Origin of the sequence: Paenibacillus sp. FSL K6-2859 (genome assembly GCF_038008265.1) — a bacterium.
Taxonomy (GTDB): domain Bacteria; phylum Bacillota; class Bacilli; order Paenibacillales; family Paenibacillaceae; genus Paenibacillus_AQ; species Paenibacillus_AQ nitricinens.
The window spans coordinates 6,498,128-6,514,779 of sequence record NZ_JBBOYU010000001.1 but is presented as its reverse complement, the minus strand read 5'-3'; the positions used below and the strand labels follow the sequence as shown (position 1 = coordinate 6,514,779).

Annotated in this window: 13 protein-coding genes; 9 read left to right on the top strand and 4 right to left on the bottom strand. The window is 43.6% G+C overall.

Annotated features, from left to right (window positions below; genetic code table 11):
- Positions 1 to 53 precede the first annotated feature (53 nt).
- Positions 54 to 1,748, bottom strand: coding sequence for a methyl-accepting chemotaxis protein (locus MHB64_RS29040; RefSeq protein ID WP_341135916.1), 1,695 nt, complete (start codon positions 1,746 to 1,748; stop codon positions 54 to 56).
- A 247-nt stretch (positions 1,749 to 1,995) separates the two neighbouring features.
- On the opposite strand from MHB64_RS29040, the gene MHB64_RS29035 reads away from it, so the two are divergent.
- Positions 1,996 to 2,427 carry a MarR family winged helix-turn-helix transcriptional regulator gene (locus tag MHB64_RS29035; RefSeq protein ID WP_094872058.1) on the top strand — a complete coding sequence of 144 codons (432 nt, stop codon included), beginning with the start codon at positions 1,996 to 1,998 and terminating at the stop codon, positions 2,425 to 2,427.
- Between the two features lie 84 nt (positions 2,428 to 2,511).
- Here MHB64_RS29035 and MHB64_RS29030 read toward each other — a convergent pair whose 3' ends face one another.
- The gene (locus MHB64_RS29030; RefSeq protein WP_341135915.1) at positions 2,512 to 4,374 is read right to left on the bottom strand and encodes an LTA synthase family protein; all 1,863 of its coding nucleotides are present in this window, start codon (positions 4,372 to 4,374) and stop codon (positions 2,512 to 2,514) included.
- 283 nt (positions 4,375 to 4,657) lie between these two features.
- Between MHB64_RS29030 and MHB64_RS29025 the strand changes: the two genes are divergently transcribed.
- Together MHB64_RS29025 and MHB64_RS29020 are read left to right on the top strand one after the other, a co-directional pair.
- On the top strand, positions 4,658 to 6,964 hold the full coding sequence (locus tag MHB64_RS29025) for a helicase C-terminal domain-containing protein (protein ID WP_341135914.1): 2,307 nt from the start codon (positions 4,658 to 4,660) through the stop codon (positions 6,962 to 6,964).
- A 53-nt stretch (positions 6,965 to 7,017) separates the two neighbouring features.
- Complete coding sequence (locus tag MHB64_RS29020; protein WP_094872062.1) at positions 7,018 to 7,986, top strand: Gfo/Idh/MocA family protein; 969 nt, start codon at positions 7,018 to 7,020, stop codon at positions 7,984 to 7,986.
- A 76-nt stretch (positions 7,987 to 8,062) separates the two neighbouring features.
- Here the strand turns inward: MHB64_RS29020 and MHB64_RS29015 are convergent, their stop codons facing one another.
- Entirely contained in the window at positions 8,063 to 8,746 is a 684-nt protein-coding gene (locus tag MHB64_RS29015) for a CidB/LrgB family autolysis modulator (protein ID WP_042192587.1), read from the bottom strand.
- The gene (locus tag MHB64_RS29010) at positions 8,740 to 9,114 is read right to left on the bottom strand and encodes a CidA/LrgA family protein (RefSeq protein ID WP_094872063.1); all 375 of its coding nucleotides are present in this window, start codon (positions 9,112 to 9,114) and stop codon (positions 8,740 to 8,742) included. The genes MHB64_RS29015 and MHB64_RS29010 overlap by 7 nt, the downstream gene beginning before the upstream one ends.
- A 113-nt stretch (positions 9,115 to 9,227) precedes the next feature.
- On the opposite strand from MHB64_RS29010, the gene cidR reads away from it, so the two are divergent.
- The 6 genes from cidR to MHB64_RS28980 all read left to right on the top strand — a co-directional run bounded on the left by cidR (position 9,228) and on the right by MHB64_RS28980 (position 16,549).
- Positions 9,228 to 10,142 carry a cidABC operon transcriptional activator CidR gene (cidR, locus tag MHB64_RS29005; RefSeq protein ID WP_094872065.1) on the top strand — a complete coding sequence of 305 codons (915 nt, stop codon included), beginning with the start codon at positions 9,228 to 9,230 and terminating at the stop codon, positions 10,140 to 10,142.
- Positions 10,143 to 10,271: 129 nt separating this feature from the next.
- Positions 10,272 to 10,511 (top strand): aspartyl-phosphate phosphatase Spo0E family protein, encoded by a 240-nt coding sequence (locus MHB64_RS29000; RefSeq protein ID WP_256989909.1) that lies wholly within the window; start codon positions 10,272 to 10,274, stop codon positions 10,509 to 10,511.
- 196 nt (positions 10,512 to 10,707) lie between these two features.
- Positions 10,708 to 12,108: a DNA-binding protein gene (locus MHB64_RS28995; RefSeq protein ID WP_341135913.1), complete on the top strand. Its 1,401-nt coding sequence runs from the start codon at positions 10,708 to 10,710 to the stop codon at positions 12,106 to 12,108.
- A gap of 355 nt (positions 12,109 to 12,463) precedes the next feature.
- Positions 12,464 to 12,910 carry a MarR family winged helix-turn-helix transcriptional regulator gene (locus MHB64_RS28990; RefSeq protein WP_341135912.1) on the top strand — a complete coding sequence of 149 codons (447 nt, stop codon included), beginning with the start codon at positions 12,464 to 12,466 and terminating at the stop codon, positions 12,908 to 12,910.
- Positions 12,903 to 14,663: an ABC transporter ATP-binding protein gene (locus MHB64_RS28985; protein ID WP_094872072.1), complete on the top strand. Its 1,761-nt coding sequence runs from the start codon at positions 12,903 to 12,905 to the stop codon at positions 14,661 to 14,663. The genes MHB64_RS28990 and MHB64_RS28985 overlap by 8 nt, the downstream gene beginning before the upstream one ends.
- Positions 14,660 to 16,549 carry an ABC transporter ATP-binding protein gene (locus MHB64_RS28980; RefSeq protein ID WP_094872073.1) on the top strand — a complete coding sequence of 630 codons (1,890 nt, stop codon included), beginning with the start codon at positions 14,660 to 14,662 and terminating at the stop codon, positions 16,547 to 16,549. The genes MHB64_RS28985 and MHB64_RS28980 overlap by 4 nt, the downstream gene beginning before the upstream one ends.
- Positions 16,550 to 16,652 lie beyond the last annotated feature (103 nt).

Sequence of the window (16,652 nt, the reverse complement as noted above, 5' to 3'; positions counted from 1 at the left end):
TCTGCTTGGTCGCTAGCCCCTTTAAGTTTAAGAACTTACATGGATGAGAAGGATTATACTTTGAAGCGTTCAATTAGAATCTGTAGCTTCTCAGCTAGCGAGGACAGGAAACCTGCAGCTGACTCCACTTCTTCCATGGCTGCAAGCTGCTCTTGTGAGGAGGCGGATAATGTTTCCGCACCACTTGCTGTCTGATTAGCGACGTCTACAATATTCTGTAGAGTAGTAACGAGACCATCGGAGATGAAGGCTAGTTCGCGGACTGTACCGGAAATCTGCTGACTTTGTGAAGCCATCCCAGAGACAGACATTTCAATCTCGGAGAAGGATTGACCTGCCGTTACGATTAATTCCCGGCCTTGCTCCATCTCTTCTGTAGAGCGCTTCATGGTTTCTCCTGCATGGTCCATCTGATTTACAATGATGTTTACGAGTTGACCGATTTGGGCAGCGGATTGGGCGGAACGTTCGGCAAGCTTGCGTACGGATTGTGCAACTACCGCAAAGCCTCTTCCCTCTTCTCCGGCTCTTGCAGCTTCAATGGCTGCATTCAGCGACAGCAGATTGGTTTCTTCTGCGATACTTGCAATCGTGCCCACGATATTCTCGATTTCCTTGGAGTAGCCGCCCAAGGTTTCAATAATGACAGCTAAATCAGTGATGCTGTCACTGACGACGCTCATCTGCTGCGTAGTAGAATCCATTGCTTCTCGACCTGTACGAGCCTTTTCAGCGTTACTGGTAGCATTATTCATTGCGTTATCTGCATTTCCTGCAATCTCTGTAATGAAGTGTGACAAATCTTGTACAGACTTATAACCACCCTCCAAATTTTGCAATTGTGTATTAGCTCCATCAGCAAGCTCAATCGAAACGTTCACACTGTACTCACCAGCACGATTAGTTTCTTGCGCACTGGCAGAGAGCTCTTCAGATGAAGATGCTACCTGCATGGAGGTTTCATTGACCTCGGTAATGAGCATGCGCAAGCTCTGTGTCATGCCGTTGAAATTTCGAGCTAGTGTACCAATCTCATCCTTGCTGTTGAATGAAATAGGATCATGAGTAAGATCACCCTGTGCAACAAGATTTACGCCTCGGGATAACTTTGTTAGTGGACTTACCATTCGGCGGATTAAGAGGTATGCTGCCACAATAGCAATAACTAGAATGGAAGTCCCGATAATAAAAGGCTGAACAATGATGTCCCGGGTCCGTTCTTGAATTAAAGGGCCATCAAAGTTAATAGCCATTAGCGCAACTATAGGCTTGGACGGATCATGATCCTGATAGATGGGGCCGTAACCCGTCTTAAGTGAGGTACCTTCGTATGTATAAACCTTGGAGTAAGCGGAATGCTTAGATTTAGTGATCATTTGCTTCTCTTCATCTGAGAAATAAAAAGTGTCGCCTGCTTTATAACCTCTTGCTTTGAAACTTGAATCAGCGGCGAGTATCTTACCGTCTAGCGATAAAATGAACGCCTCTTTAAAAATAGCCTTATGTGCCACAATCCAACCGATCCGGTCCTCGACAGCCTCCAGTTTGCTTTGATCTCCTGCAATTAAGGCGGTAATGTCTGAGGGGTCAATCAGTCCGGTTGTAATATTGGCGCAGCCTACCAATTCAATACCTGCTGCTTCGTCTACTTGCTTGTAAGCAGTACGGTATCCGAAGAACCCGATGGATGATCCAACAAGAAGTAACACGATAAACATCATCCAAGTTAATTTAGTTGCCAATTTCATTTTTTGCACCAACCTTGACAAATTATGTTTTCGGTGACAATCGATCTCACTGCTACGATTATAGCGTATCGTTAAGCCTAGAACCTTACATAGAATATAGTATTTTTGTGTCGGAAATTGTAAATTGGTGGAATATTTATGGAAATAAACGTGATTATGAAATGTTTAGTAGACAAAAGCATTGAATCCTAACCAGTTCTAGTGGTACGCTTGAGTTATTAAAAACGGATTGGGAGTTGAAACAAGGATGCCGCATCAATTAGATCCGTTAATAGAGCGTCTTGGATTATCTATGTGGAGAGTACAACGTAAGATCATGTCACAAATGTCATTGCACAAAGAACTCGGACTTACCGTACCTCAGATGGGTCTGTTAAATATAGTAGCGAAAGAGAAGCAGTCGCGGGTTATACAACTGGCGGAGTCTATGGAGGTCAAATCGAGTGCCATTACAGTGATGTTGGATCGTCTGGAAGTGCTGGGTTTCATTAAGCGTGAGACGGATGGAAAAGATCGGAGAGCGGTTGTCGTAACCATCACCGAGCTAGGCCAGCGGACACTTGAAGAAGGACATTTCCGTTCAAAACAGCTGCTTGCTGAACATTTATCTATACTGAAACCGGAAGAGCTGCAAAATTTTGCAGAGTACTACCGTATGATCGAGGATCAGGAACGGTAAATCTCCAGGTTTAGTATATTGATACAGAAAAAGGCCACCTTCTCCGGAAGGTGGCCTTTTTTGAAATCTTATTTTATGAATGGCTTATGGTTCAATTGGTTTGTCTGGCAGTTGCGTAATATAGCTATGGGAGAGCTGTAAAAGTCTCAATGCTCGGTTGTATTCATCCTCAGTGGCAGACGGTGCTTTTCCATTCTTATCGATTGAATATTGAGTGTTGTCTTCAAAGCTGTTACCCGGAATAAGCAGTCCTGAACTGGAAATGAAAGAACCGGAAGGTAAATAATATCGCTCTGGCAGCAAATTATAAGTCTGACTGAGTAGATCTTGACCGAAAACCAGGTTATTCTCTAATGAAATTCCAAGAAGACCAGCAGCAGTTGGCATAATATCCACTTCGCCACCGACTTGCTCTAAGGTCTGTGGTGCTGTGCTGTCTCCTGTATGGATGAGCAGAGGAATGTTTAACATATCCGCATAGGAATATTCATGACCATAAATTTCAGTCATTAATTGCTTATCATCATGATCGAGAGAATAAATAGGCAGTCCCATATGGTCTCCATAAATCATGATTACGCTGTTATCCCATACGCCATTCGCTTTAAGCTCTTCTACGAAATGTCCGAAGGCATCATCCGCATAGTTCTGGGAACGGATATAGTCACCCACAAAAGTACCTTCGTAACGCTCTGGAAGCTTCATACGGTATTTTTCCTCAGGGATTGTGAATGGATGATGCGCTGACATCGAAATGACCTGAGCGTAGAAAGGTTGACCCTCGTTGCTCATTTCTTTCAGCTTGTCGGCTGTTTTACTATAAAGCGTATCATCAGAAGCACCGAAGAAGAAGACATCATCTTCCCCAAAAAATTTACGATCATAATAATGATCAAAGCCCAGCGATTCGTACAGCTCACCGCGGTTCCAAAACTCTACGACATTGGTGTGGAAGGTTGCGGTCTGATAACCATTGTCTTTTAGCAAGCGTGGCAGACTTGGAAGCACCTTATCCACATAGGACATGGTTGCTGCTCCGCGTGGAGGGATGTAGGCTGAAGTGTTCACTACGAACTCTGCATCCGACGTATTCCCTTGACCGACCATTTGATAGAAATTAGGGAAGTAGAGACTATCCTTCATTACCTTGTTCAGGTTCGGTGTAATCTCTTGCCCGTCTAGCTGAAGACCCATCAAAAAGCTCTGGAAGGATTCCAATTGAATGATAATAAGATTTTTGCCTTTAGCCGTGCCATGAAGCGGAGAACTAACTGCAGTATTAATTACCTTCACTTTGTTGATGGCATCTTGTGTAATGTCACTTGATTGCACAAGTTCTGGTTCTTCTTTAGCAAAGATCGTATAGGCTTCATAATTAAGAATACCCATCTCCTGAGCTTTTTTAATTTCGTTCATACTGGCCTTATTAGGCAAAATATTGAACAAGCATAAGCCAAGTGAGACTGCGAATATTACGCTATACTTTATTTTTCCGTTACGACGGTTGATATTTTCCTTTTTATAGATCCGGCCTTTCTTATTAAAGAAGAAATAGCCTCCTAGGACAATGATATCTGTAAAGATTAGCAGGTAGTAAGGGTCCATGAGTGAGAATACGCTGTTGCTGACGGCTGTGACTTGATTCACCTGCTCAGCGGCATGGTAAGTTACAATGACACCATAATATTTAAAATACATAATGGCTGCGAAAAAGATGGCTGTCACTAATAAGTTGACTGTCATGTAATATCCAAGCTTTCGTTTGGAGGCGAACCGCTCAATAATACAGAAGAGCGCCCAGGCAAAAGGGATTTCTGTCAATAATGATTTCCAAGGCAGCACATCATCAAAAATGACGCCCCAAGCCAGAAATGCTTTTAGGATAAAAAGTATTGTGAAAAACACAAAAGGTTTAATGATCCAACGTTTAATATTAAAGGATGACACAGCTTCCCCCTCTTTCTACATGATAAAACGCCATTTCTCAAGCAGGACGAAACAGCACCAAGACAAATTGATTCCATAGTAATAAAATTTATTATGCAGGGCTAGCAGAAGAAAGTCAAAAACCGAAAGCGTAAGTATAAGCTTTGTGGAGTGCGTAAAGTTAAACACGCATGGGTGAAAGATGATGTTTATGCTATCCTATGGGGATATACAGCGATTAAAGGACCGAAATAGACATTGGGAACAAAAAGGATATATGGCTAATTAAGGGAGGTGAGAATAGTTGGATCGTACTGTAACCCTATCCGTTAGAACGCTCGTCGAGTATGTTTTTCGCAGCGGTAGTATTGAGCCTGGATTTCATGGTACTTCCTCCATGGTTGAAGGAACACGAATACATCAGAAAATCCAAAAGCAATATAAGGAGGGCGACCGCAAAGAGGTCTATCTGAAAACTGAGATCCCTTATGGTAGCTTACTCTATATAGTAGATGGACGCTGTGATGGACTGCTTGCTTCGGAGGATGGGAGCCTAACGGTCGAAGAAATCAAATCAACCTCCGGACTGCTGGATATGCTGGAAGAGGGACATGAGGTTCATTGGGCTCAGGCGCTGATGTACGCATATATGGTATCGCTGGAGCAGGAGCTTTCTTCTATTCAAGTAAAGCTTACCTATGTCCACCGGGCTACTGATGAGCAAAAAAGCTTGTACCGAACGTTGTCTTTAGATGAACTGATCTCATTTGCTAATGATACTGTAGCCAGATATGCTCCGTACGCTGAGATGATGGTTCGTCATGAGGCTAAGAAGGAGCAGAGCCTTCGAGAGTTACAATTCCCGTTTCCTTCTTATCGAAAGGGACAACGCCATTTTGCCGGAGCGGTATACAAATCCATCGTAGAAAAGGTCAGTCTGTTCGCTCAGGCGCCCACAGGTATTGGGAAAACAATGTCAACGCTGTTCCCGGTCCTTAAAGCAATGGGCGAAGGACAAGCTAAAGGATTGTTCTATTTAACGGCTAAGACGGTTACCCGTTTTGCCGCGCAGGAAGCCATTTCTCTACTGCTGACACAGGGACTTCAGCTGCATGTCATCACACTTACTGCTAAAGAAAAGAGCTGTTTTCATGATGAAGGGATTTGCGGTAAAGATTCCTGTCCCTATGCGGATGGCTATTATGATCGGATTAATGATGCAGTAATGGATCTGTTAGAGCATGAGACGCTGATGAGCAGAGACACCCTAGCACTGTATGCTCACAAACATAAAGTGTGCCCGTTTGAGTTCTCGCTGGATGCAGCCTATGCCTGTGATGCGGTGATCTGCGATTACAATTATATATATGATCCTCGGATCAGCCTGAAACGGCTAACGGAGGAGAGAAAGAGAGAAACGGTGCTTCTAGTAGATGAAGCGCATAATCTGGTAGACCGGGGACGAGAGATGTTCTCTGCCTCTTTGCTGAAGGCCCCCTTTCTAGAAATCCAGCGTCAGTACAAGGAAGTAAACCGTAATTTGAGTGCTGCAGGTAAATCGGTGAATGCTTTTTTCATCTCCCTTCGCAAAATTTGTAATGAAGAGGGGCAAGGGCAGTGGGCCTCATTCCCGGAGGAGCTGCCAGCCTTGCTTGAGATATTTTCTTTGGAGGCGGAACAGGAACTTATTCACCCTAGCGCCAGCATTGTTCCTCAGAATGGAGAAGGAGAAAATGTTCTCCTGGATACCTATTTTGCAGTTCAAGGGATGCTTCGCACCTTTAAGACCTATGATGAACGCTACATAACCTATGCTGAGGTCCGGCGCGGTGATGTGTATTTGAAGTTATTTAATTTGGATCCATCGCATTTGCTGGGGCAAATGTCTAAGAGCTTTCGAAGTCAGATTCTGTTCTCTGCTACGCTTTCTCCATTATCGTATTATCGGGATATGATTGGTGCGGTGGAGGAAGATTACAGTTTAACGGTCTCATCTCCTTTTCAGAAGGAGCAATGGGAGGTGACCGTGCTGCCTGTCTCCACACGTTATCATGACCGGGAAGCTTCTCTCATCCCGTTAACTCAGGCATTGCATCAAATGGTTTCAAAGAAGGGCAATTATCTGGTCTTTTTTCCTTCATATCTCTATTTACAAAACGTATATCAGGCCTTTACGGAGAATTACCCCGAAGTACGGACTTTGATGCAGGATACAGGCATGAGTGAGCAGGCTAGAGAGATTTTTTTAGCATCCTTTCGTCCAGATAATGACGAGACGTTGTTAGGCTTTGCTGTACTCGGAGGGATTTTTTCGGAAGGTGTAGATTTGCCAGGAGACCGTCTCAACGGGGTGATGGTTGTTGGTGTTGGCCTGCCACAGCTTGGTCTTGAGCGTAATCTACTGCGTCAGTATTTTAATGCCAGAGGTAAAAACGGCTTTGATTATGCTTATGTCTACCCGGGAATGTGCAAGGTATTGCAAGCTGGAGGCAGGCTGATTCGAAGTGAGACAGATACAGGCATTATTGTGCTTGCGGATGATCGCTTTTTGCAGCGTCCTTATATGCATTTGCTTCCCGAAGAATGGAGAGATTATCTTATCCGCTCATAAGAGGGTATAATCTATGAAAAGGTATTCATAATCAATCGGCAGGAGGAAAAAGTATGACATTAAAAGTGGGTATTGTGGGTACGGGTTGGTTCTCTAAGGTACATGCTGATTTACTGGCAGAGATGGATGATGTCCGTTTGCAGGCGGTCTGCGGAAGCAGTAAGGCTAAAGGCGAAGATATGGCACGACCATACGATGCTGCTGGATATGGTGATATTACAGAGATGCTGGATGCGGAGAAGCTCGATGCTGTTTATATTTGTGTGCCTCCACAATCTCATGGTGCGATCGAACGATCATTAATCAAGAGGGATATTCCCTTTTTTATAGAAAAACCGCTTAGTATGACTACTGAAATTCCCGCAAGCCTACTTCAGGATATTAAAGAACATCATTTGTTAACCTCGGTAGGATATCATTTACGCTATCAGGAGAACATTAAGCGTCTGAAAGAAACTTTGCGTGGTGACAAGGTTGGTATGATTATGGGGCAATGGATGGGCGGCATGCCAGGCGTAGCTTGGTGGCGTGATCAGAAGCAATCCGGAGGACAATTCACAGAGCAAACTACACATATCGTCGATTTGGTGCGCTATCTAGCCGGAGAAGTAAAGGAAGTCTACGGCATGTTCGGAAACCGGATTATGCATGAGCAGCATGAAGGTGTGAGCGTGGCAGATGTAGGTACGGTATCCCTGAAGCTTGAAAATGGAATTATTGCTAATATTTCAAATACATGCGTTTTACCTGATGAGGTGGGCAGTGTAGGTCTAAGCTTCTATAATGATCGGGGACTATTGGACTGGAACCCGGATCGTCTCTTGGAAGTGCGAAGCGGCAATAGTACCGAATTTGAGAATACAGGAAACCCATATTTAGTAGAAAGTGAAGCCTTCATACATGCTGTACGGACGGGGGATCGCTCGCGCATTTTATGCGACTATGAGGATGGATACAAAACCCTCAAAGTCACCTGTGCGGCCTACGATTCAGCGCAAAGCGGGTTGCCTGTTAAGTTCTAAGGTTCGATTCATAGAAAAAGGACATGCTACTTTAGATGTACTAAAGTGACATGCCCTTGGCCCAAGCTGGGTTAGCCTAGTGGAGGAATATCGCGAGCAAAGCTGGCGCCACACCTATAGATAACAGCGCGGACAGAATCATCGCAATACTGGAGATGGTTCCGGTCAGTGAACTAAGCTCGAAGGCTTTGGATGTTCCTGTACCATGTGCAGCGGTTCCCAGCGATACACCGCGCGCAATTTCATTCTCAATGCGGAAGATACGAAGTACAGTAGGGCCCATCATTGTACCCAGTATCCCGGTAATAATGACGAAGACTGCTGTGATACTCGGTACACCGCCGATACTTTGCGAGATGCTCATAGCGATCGGTGTGGTTACCGAACGCGGGACCAGACTTGCTGCCAGATCGCCGCTAACATGCAGCCATTTGGCGAGCAGAATGGAAGAGATCACCGCAACTATCGTCCCTGATAGCACGCCTGCCGCAATTTCGGCGGCGTGCTTTTTGAGTACCTTGAAGTTCTTATGCAAAGGGATGGCAAAGGCCATGGTTGCTGGTTGCAGCAAATCCGTCAGCCATTTTCCTCCCGCATTGTATGAGTCATAAGTAATGCCTGTTATAAGCAGAAAGATGATCATAATCACTGGTGTGATGATTAATGGAGAGGTGTAGACTTTACCAGTAGAAGCATAGATACGTTTCGCGAGTAAATACACCGCGACCGTGAGACCAAAGAATAGCAGAGCGTTTAACATGATTCTTTCCGCTCCTTCGCTTTATAAATTCTACTGGTAAGTAATCCGGAACTAGCCATCACAACAAATGTGCCTAAGACGACAACGGCAAGAATACGTAATCCATCCGTTTCCAGAATATTAGCGTATTTCATTACACCTATAGCAGATGGAATGAAGAACAGTAGGAGCTCGGCGAGTAGCCAAGAAGCACCCACTTCTACCCAATTTAGACGAATGACACCGAACTCAAGCAGGAGAAACAATATAATCATTCCGAGTATGCTTCCGGGAATAGGGATATGCAATAATGGGGTCAAAGCGTTGATAAGTAAAGAGAATAACATAAGTCCCGCTACCTGCAGCAAGCCTATAACAATCTTTTTCATAAGGCTTCGCTCCTTTCATGATAATGAAAGTTTACATCAATTGTTTTCATAGGTAAAATGAATAGATCGAATAAATGACATTCCTTTTGTCTATGGATTAGGGGGGCACATAAATGGATATCCGACAATTAGAATATTTCGTTCAAGCGGCACGAATGAAAAGCTTTACCAGAGCTGCTGAATCATTATATATAACACAGCCCACGATCAGTAAAATGATTCGGAATATGGAGGTCGAACTGGAGGCAGACTTGTTCTACCGTGAAGGGAAGAGTGTAAGGCTTACAGACGCAGGGGAAATTTTGTTCACCAAAGCGCAAAATATCGTGGAGTCTTTCGCCAGCTTGTCTTCTGAACTGGATAACTTACGGAATCTGGAGCAGGGTCACATCCGTATCGGTTTGCCTCCTATGGTAGGCGCGAGTTTTTTTCCTTCAGTAATTGGTCAATTTCATAAGCGATATCCACAGGTTACGATTCGTCTGCATGAGGATGGGGCCAAAAAAGTGGAGGAAGATGTAGAAACCGGACTGCTGGACATTGGAATGGTCGTATTGCCTGTAGATACAGCCAAACTTCATTGTTTTACCTTTGTTGAAGAGACGCTGAATCTTATTTTGCCTATGGGACATCGGCTGGCCGAGGCAGAGCTTGTTCCGCTAAGTGAACTGGCAGAAGAGGAGTTCGTGCTATTTCGAGAGGATTTTACGCTGCATGATCGGATCATTACGGAATGTGTAAAAGCTGGATTTCAGCCAAAGGTTATATATGAGAGTTCACAATGGGACTTAATCAGCAAGATGGTCGCCGCGGGAATGGGAATCGCATTATTGCCGGAAACCATTTGCCGCGACATGGACCGCTCACGATTGGTAGTTATTCCTTTGACAGATCCAGTAATCCCTTGGCAGCTCGCTATGGCGTGGCGTAGAGATCGTTATTTATCCTTTGCAGCACGGGAATGGATTTCTTTTGCAAAGGGTCTATTGAGAGAACAATACCCAAATGACTTCCCTACGAGTCTATAGAACATCCGAAATAATAACTATTTTATTTTTTGTGGATGTTCTGCAAATTTTTCTTTTTTTTTGAAAATATGTTTTTTGGTATCATGGATTATGATAGGAGGAGATGTTGATAGAGAGAAGGAGAGAGTTGTGACACTATATCAAGGTTCTTCCGAGAAAGCTTATAGAAGAGACTACAGAGAAGATGAGCTGTTTGTGACTATAGAGAGCCTTAGATGCGAATTGCTGGAAGTCGCGGAGAAACGGAGTCTTAGTGACCATGCTGTCCTAGAGCTAAGCGAGCGATTGGACGGTTATATTTTGCTGGCACAACATAAGATGATGGAGAACTTGCGCAGTCGCAAGGCGAGTGCAACAGCTTACTGCTGAAGCTCAAAAGCCGCTAATACCATAAATTAAACTTCGATACATCCATAGAATTACACTATTACGAAGATCCAACCGATAAAGAGGAGAGAAATACGCTCCTCTTTTTGTCGTACAATCTATTGGTTGTACAATCCATAACTTTCACCTATAATGTCAATTAATAGAATCTTTTCAAGTCAAACTTTGGGGGTGCCGAGTGGAGGGAAAGTTAACAACTATACGCTCAGAAATTGAGAAAAATCTGTCCCGCTCCGGCCATAATCTCGCCTCATTTTCAAAAATTTGTGGTCTGAATCGAGGAAGTCTCAGTGCAATCCTGCACGGGAATCCACCGAAGCCTATGTCCCTGGGACAAATAGATGCAATTATTAAAGCCTTTGGTTTTCCTGATGGATGGCTGTATCCATTGTATATTGATGAATGCTTCAATGAGGAGAAGGTCTCACGCCGCAGGGTGGAGCCTTTTTTAATACGCTGTGCTGAACTGGGCAAGCAACAATGCATTGATGATACCTTAAGCAAGTTATTGGACTATCCTAAATCGCTAGATATCGTTTATTCGATAGCCGAAAAATTGTTTAATAAAGGTAAAATAGATGAATCCATGTTTTTCTATAAGGTTGTAGCAGAAAACGAATCTGATAGTTACTCTGAACGCCTTGCAATCAGTCATTTTCGTATTTTTATGTCAGTTAAGGCAATTGTCGATACTGATGAGAAGTTACGCGGAGTAATTACCTTCGGGCCTTTTAGAGGCCGTCTGCCAGAAAACATGCAATTAGATGGACTGTTAAGGCTGACACAATTATGTTTCGATCTACGCAGATGGAAGCAAATGGAAGGATTTGCGGATGAGCTGAGAGCTTTGGCAAATGCTGTTTATCGTGTGCAAATTCGAACAAAGGAAGACAGACGTCGTGAAGAACTTAGTACTGAACGTCCCCTCGTTGTGTATTATGGTCATGGATATCTACTCAAAGCGATTTCACTAACCAAGCAAGGTCAATATGAAGAAGCTAAGAAGTATACAGCAGGTTATGCAGAACTTGGCTGGTTCGAAATGCTGGATGAGAAAGGTCTAGAAGCTGTAGAGCATTTTCGGTTATTTGCAAAAGCGAACAGCTTTACACTGGAGATGTTGGTGGGTAATGTAACTGTTTTGCCTTCATATACTGCTTTTTTAGCAGATAATCCGGGTGAGATACTTGCAGGACTTATCACTATTATGGATTCTGCCAATCGTTATGGCTTCTCTGCTGAAAGTGTGCTCACACGGTTCTCGCGGGAGATGCAGAGGTTTGAGCAATACCAGGAACCGAATAATGTAGATCGCTTGTATCGTTTGTACTATCAAGTAGCCATGTATCGTATAAACCTTAAACAATATAATATAGGTGTGGATTATATTATTCAGTGTTTGGAATTAGCCATAAGACAGAATAACGGAAAAGACTTTATTAATTGTGTTACTTTATTTGAGACGAACAGAGATTATGCTACTGTTACTCAGCAGGATAGGTATAGAGAATTAGTAAAGGGGGTGAGAAAAAATGAAAAAATCACTATTGATGATGGTCAGCGTGTTAGCATTGTTTAGCTTCATTATTGTTGGACCAGTTGGCTCTGGAAACAGCGGAGGTATCACCACTTACGAGCACGGAGCACTGTACTAGGATTCAATCAATCTATTCAGTATTCTTATAATACAGAGTAATACATATATGAAATTGGACTCCCTTGCCATTGTGCTGGGGAGTTTTCTTTTTCGTAATAATTGATACCGTATTCAAAATTTGACAAAGCGTTGTGCCGAAAATATAATTAGGTAGCCTAAATAATACATTGTTTAATAATTAGCTGACCTAACTAAATTTGAGGTGATAGAAATTGGGATAAACGGAGGAAATACAGAAAATACTGAAAATTCAGTCGCACACGGGCTTTTCGCGGCGATGAAACGGCTGCATAAAGGCCAATGGCAAAAGGGTGTTGAAGGCCATAAGCCGAGTGAGATGACTTTAATGATATGCATTGAAAAATGGAATCATTCTGATGATGAGGGTCTAAAGATATCTGAAATCAGCCGACTCCTCGGATTCACACCTCCAACTATTACGCAGTTGATTAATAGTCTTGAGGCGAAACAGATGGTGGAAAGACACGCAGATCCTTCGGACCGAAGAGTCGTACGCGTGAAATTGACGGAGAGTGGAAAAAACCTCACACGAAGAGCAGAGCAATATAGAGATGCAATGCTGGATGAGCTCGTACAGTACTTAGGTGAAAAAGAGACTAAGCAGCTCACAGAACTATTGCTGAAGGTACATGCTTTTGTTGAGGATAATCCACCACCTAATTGGGATAGGCTACAAATGAACGGAGATGAGAAGCTTGATTAAATTATTTAAACAACTGAAGCCATTTCGAGTAGCTATTGGTGCTGTATTAATTCTTGTGTTCTTACAGTCCATGGGCGACTTATACCTCCCAACGCTGATGTCCGACATCGTCGACAAAGGAATTGTTCAGGGAGATCGTAGTTTTATTTGGAAAATAGGTAGCTTCATGCTTTTAGTTGCAGGGGGCGGGGCTATATGTTCAGTCATTGCCAGCTATTTATCGGCAAAAGTGGCAGCAGGATTCGGTAAACTTACCCGTGCTCGTGTGTTTAACCATGTAGAGAATTTCACGCTGCATGAATTTGATAAACTCGGTACCGCATCTTTAATTACCCGTACAACGAATGATATTACGCAGGTACAGACGGTACTTACTATGATGCTGCGTATGATGATCGGTGCACCGATGATGATGATTGGTGGTATCATCATGGCGGTATCTGAAGATGCGAAATTATCATTGATCTTTGTAGTAGTTATTCCGGTACTCGTTGGCGCAATTTTCTTTATCGGAATGAAGGGATTACCACTGTTTAAAGCGATACAGATCAAGCTGGATAAATTAAATCTGGTGTTACGTGAACATTTGACGGGTATCCGTGTTATCCGTTCATTTAACCGGATTGATCATGAGAATAAACGCTTCTCCGAGGCTAACCGTGATCTGACAGACACAGCGATCAAAGTAAATAAAATCATGGCCGGTTTGATGCCGCTTATGATGATTGTTATGAACTTTTCCATGATCGCAATTCTTTACTTTGGTGGGATTCGAATTGGCGATGGCGATTTACAAGTCGGCTCACTGATGGCATTTATTCAATATGCGATGCAAATCATGTTCTCCCTGATTATGGTGTCGATGATGTTCGTGCTGATTCCTCGTGCTTCAGCTTCAGCCTTACGTATCAATGAAGTGCTCGATATGCGGCCGGAGTTCACAGATCCATCAGAGAGTGAATTGCAAACAACGGCTCAAGCTACTAAAAAAGACGGCCGCGATCATATGCGTGGTTTTGTTGAATTCGATAATGTTTCCTTTTCTTATCCTGGGGCGGAACAACCTGCACTTTCGAAAATTAGCTTTAGTGCTCGTCCAGGTGAAGTTACGGCGATTATCGGTGGTACAGGTTCAGGTAAATCTACCCTGCTCAGCTTGATTCCAAGGTTCTATGATGTTAACGAAGGTGCTGTACGTGTGAACGGAGTAGATGTACGTGAGATGACACAAGAAGAGCTACGGAGCAAAATTGGTTACATCCCTCAAAAAGCAGTATTGTTCACAGGTACGATTAACGAAAACATTCGCTACGGTAAAGAGGATGCTACCGATGAAGAAATCATTCATGCAGCCAAGGTAGCTCAGGCCTACGATTTCGTCTCAGCCATGAAAGATGGGTTTGATTCGGAAATTGCTCAAGGCGGTAGTAATGTCTCCGGCGGTCAGAAACAACGGTTGTCCATTGCACGTGCGCTTGTGAGAAAACCTCAAGTTTATCTGTTTGACGACAGCTTCTCAGCGCTTGATTTCAAAACAGATGCTAAGCTCCGCGCGGCACTCAAAGATGAAACCACGGAATCCACTGTTCTAATCGTAGCTCAACGGGTTAGTACCGTTATGGATGCCGACCGGATTATTGTTATTGATGAGGGTGAAATCGCCGGAATGGGCACTCACCGTGAACTGCTCGCGAGCAGTGATGTGTACCGCGAGATCGTATCCTCGCAGCTGTCAGAGGAGGAAATAGCATGAGTGAACAAAACAATAAGCCTGCAGCTCCACGCGCCCATAAAGGTCCTGGACCTGGTGGCGGCCCTGGCATGCGGATGCCTGCAGAAAAGGCTAAAGACTTTAAGGGTACACTTCGTCGTCTGATTAAATATTTAAGACCCCGTATGGTTCAATTAATCATCGTTCTAGTTATGGCTATTGCCAGTACGGTGTTCAGTATTTTCAGTCCTAAGGTTATGGGTAAAGCAACAACTAAACTGTTTGAAGGTGCTTATGGTAAATTAATGGGTGTTGAGGGAGCTTCCATTGATTTTGGATACATTAATGATATCCTGATCATCCTTGCGGGTCTGTATTTGCTTAGTGCTCTGTTTAGCTATATCCAGCAGTATGTAATGGCTGGCGTAGCTCAGAAGGTCGTCTACGACATGCGTGAGCAAATCAACAGCAAGCTGGAACGTTTGCCTTTGAAATATTTTGATTCCCGTACCCATGGGGAAATTCTAAGCCGTGCTACGAATGATGTGGATAACATCAGTACTACGCTGCAGCAGAGCTTAACTCAATTGATTACTTCTATTGTCACCATTATCGGTGTCATCGTAATGATGCTTACCATCAGCCCATGGCTGACTTTGATTACAATTGTTACATTGCCACTCAGCTTCGTTGTGATTATGGCTATCTCCAAGCGCTCGCAGACTTATTTTGTGGGCCAGCAAAAATCACTTGGTCAGTTGAATGGTCATGTAGAGGAAATGTATACCGGTCACCGGATTATTAAAGCATTTGGTCGTGAACCGCAGTCCCTTAAGGATTTCGATGAAATTAACGATAAGCTTTACGACTCTGGCTGGCGTGCCCAATTCATGTCCGGTATGATTATGCCGCTCATGATGTTTATTGGTAACTTGGGTTATGTAATGATTTGTGTAGTCGGCGGTATCTTTGTTACTAAAAAAATGATCGATGTCGGGGATATTCAAGCCTTTATTCAGTATTCCCGTCAGTTCACCCAGCCGATTGCACAAACGGCTAATATTGCTAATATTATTCAATCCACGATTGCTTCTGCAGAACGGGTATTCGAACTTCTGGATGAAGAAGAGGAAGTTAAGGAAGTTACTACTACAGTTGCGAAGCTTGATGATGGTACTCCGGAAGGCTCCGTTGAGTTCCGTCATGTGAAATTCGGATATAAAGAAGATGCGATTCTGATTGAGGACATGAACATTGAGGTTAGTCCAGGTCAGACTATAGCGATTGTCGGTCCTACCGGTGCTGGTAAAACCACTTTGATTAACCTGTTGATGCGCTTCTACGAGCTGAACGATGGGGAAATTATCATTGATGGCGTCAATATTACCAATATGAAACGGAGTGACCTGCGCAGCAAATTTGGTATGGTGCTTCAGGATACCTGGCTGTTCAATGGTACGATCCGCGATAACATTGCTTACGGACGTGAAGGTGCTTCAGAGGCTGATGTGGTGCGTGCGGCCAAGGCTGCCCATGCCGATCACTTTATCCGCACACTTCCGCTTGGCTATAATACGGTGTTAAATGAAGAAGCTTCTAATATTTCACAAGGACAAAAGCAGCTGATCACGATTGCCCGTGCGATTCTGGCTGATCCATCGATCCTCATTCTTGATGAAGCAACAAGCAGTGTCGATACACGGACCGAATTGTTGATTCAAAAAGCAATGAAGGCATTGATGCAAAACAGAACCAGCTTTGTAATTGCCCACCGTCTTTCGACGATTCGAGATGCCGACCTTATCCTTGTTATGAATCAAGGTAGTGTAATCGAGAAGGGCAACCATGAGGAGCTGCTGGCACAAGGCGGATTCTATGCTGATCTCTATAACAGTCAGTTCTCTGAAGGAGATTTGGACGCAGGCTAAATCTAAATTGAAGTAAAGAAAAAAGCAGAACATAAACCCCTCTTTTCACATGTTGCTGATTTTCAATGTGAAGAGAGGGGTATTTTATATGTGGTGAGGTGTT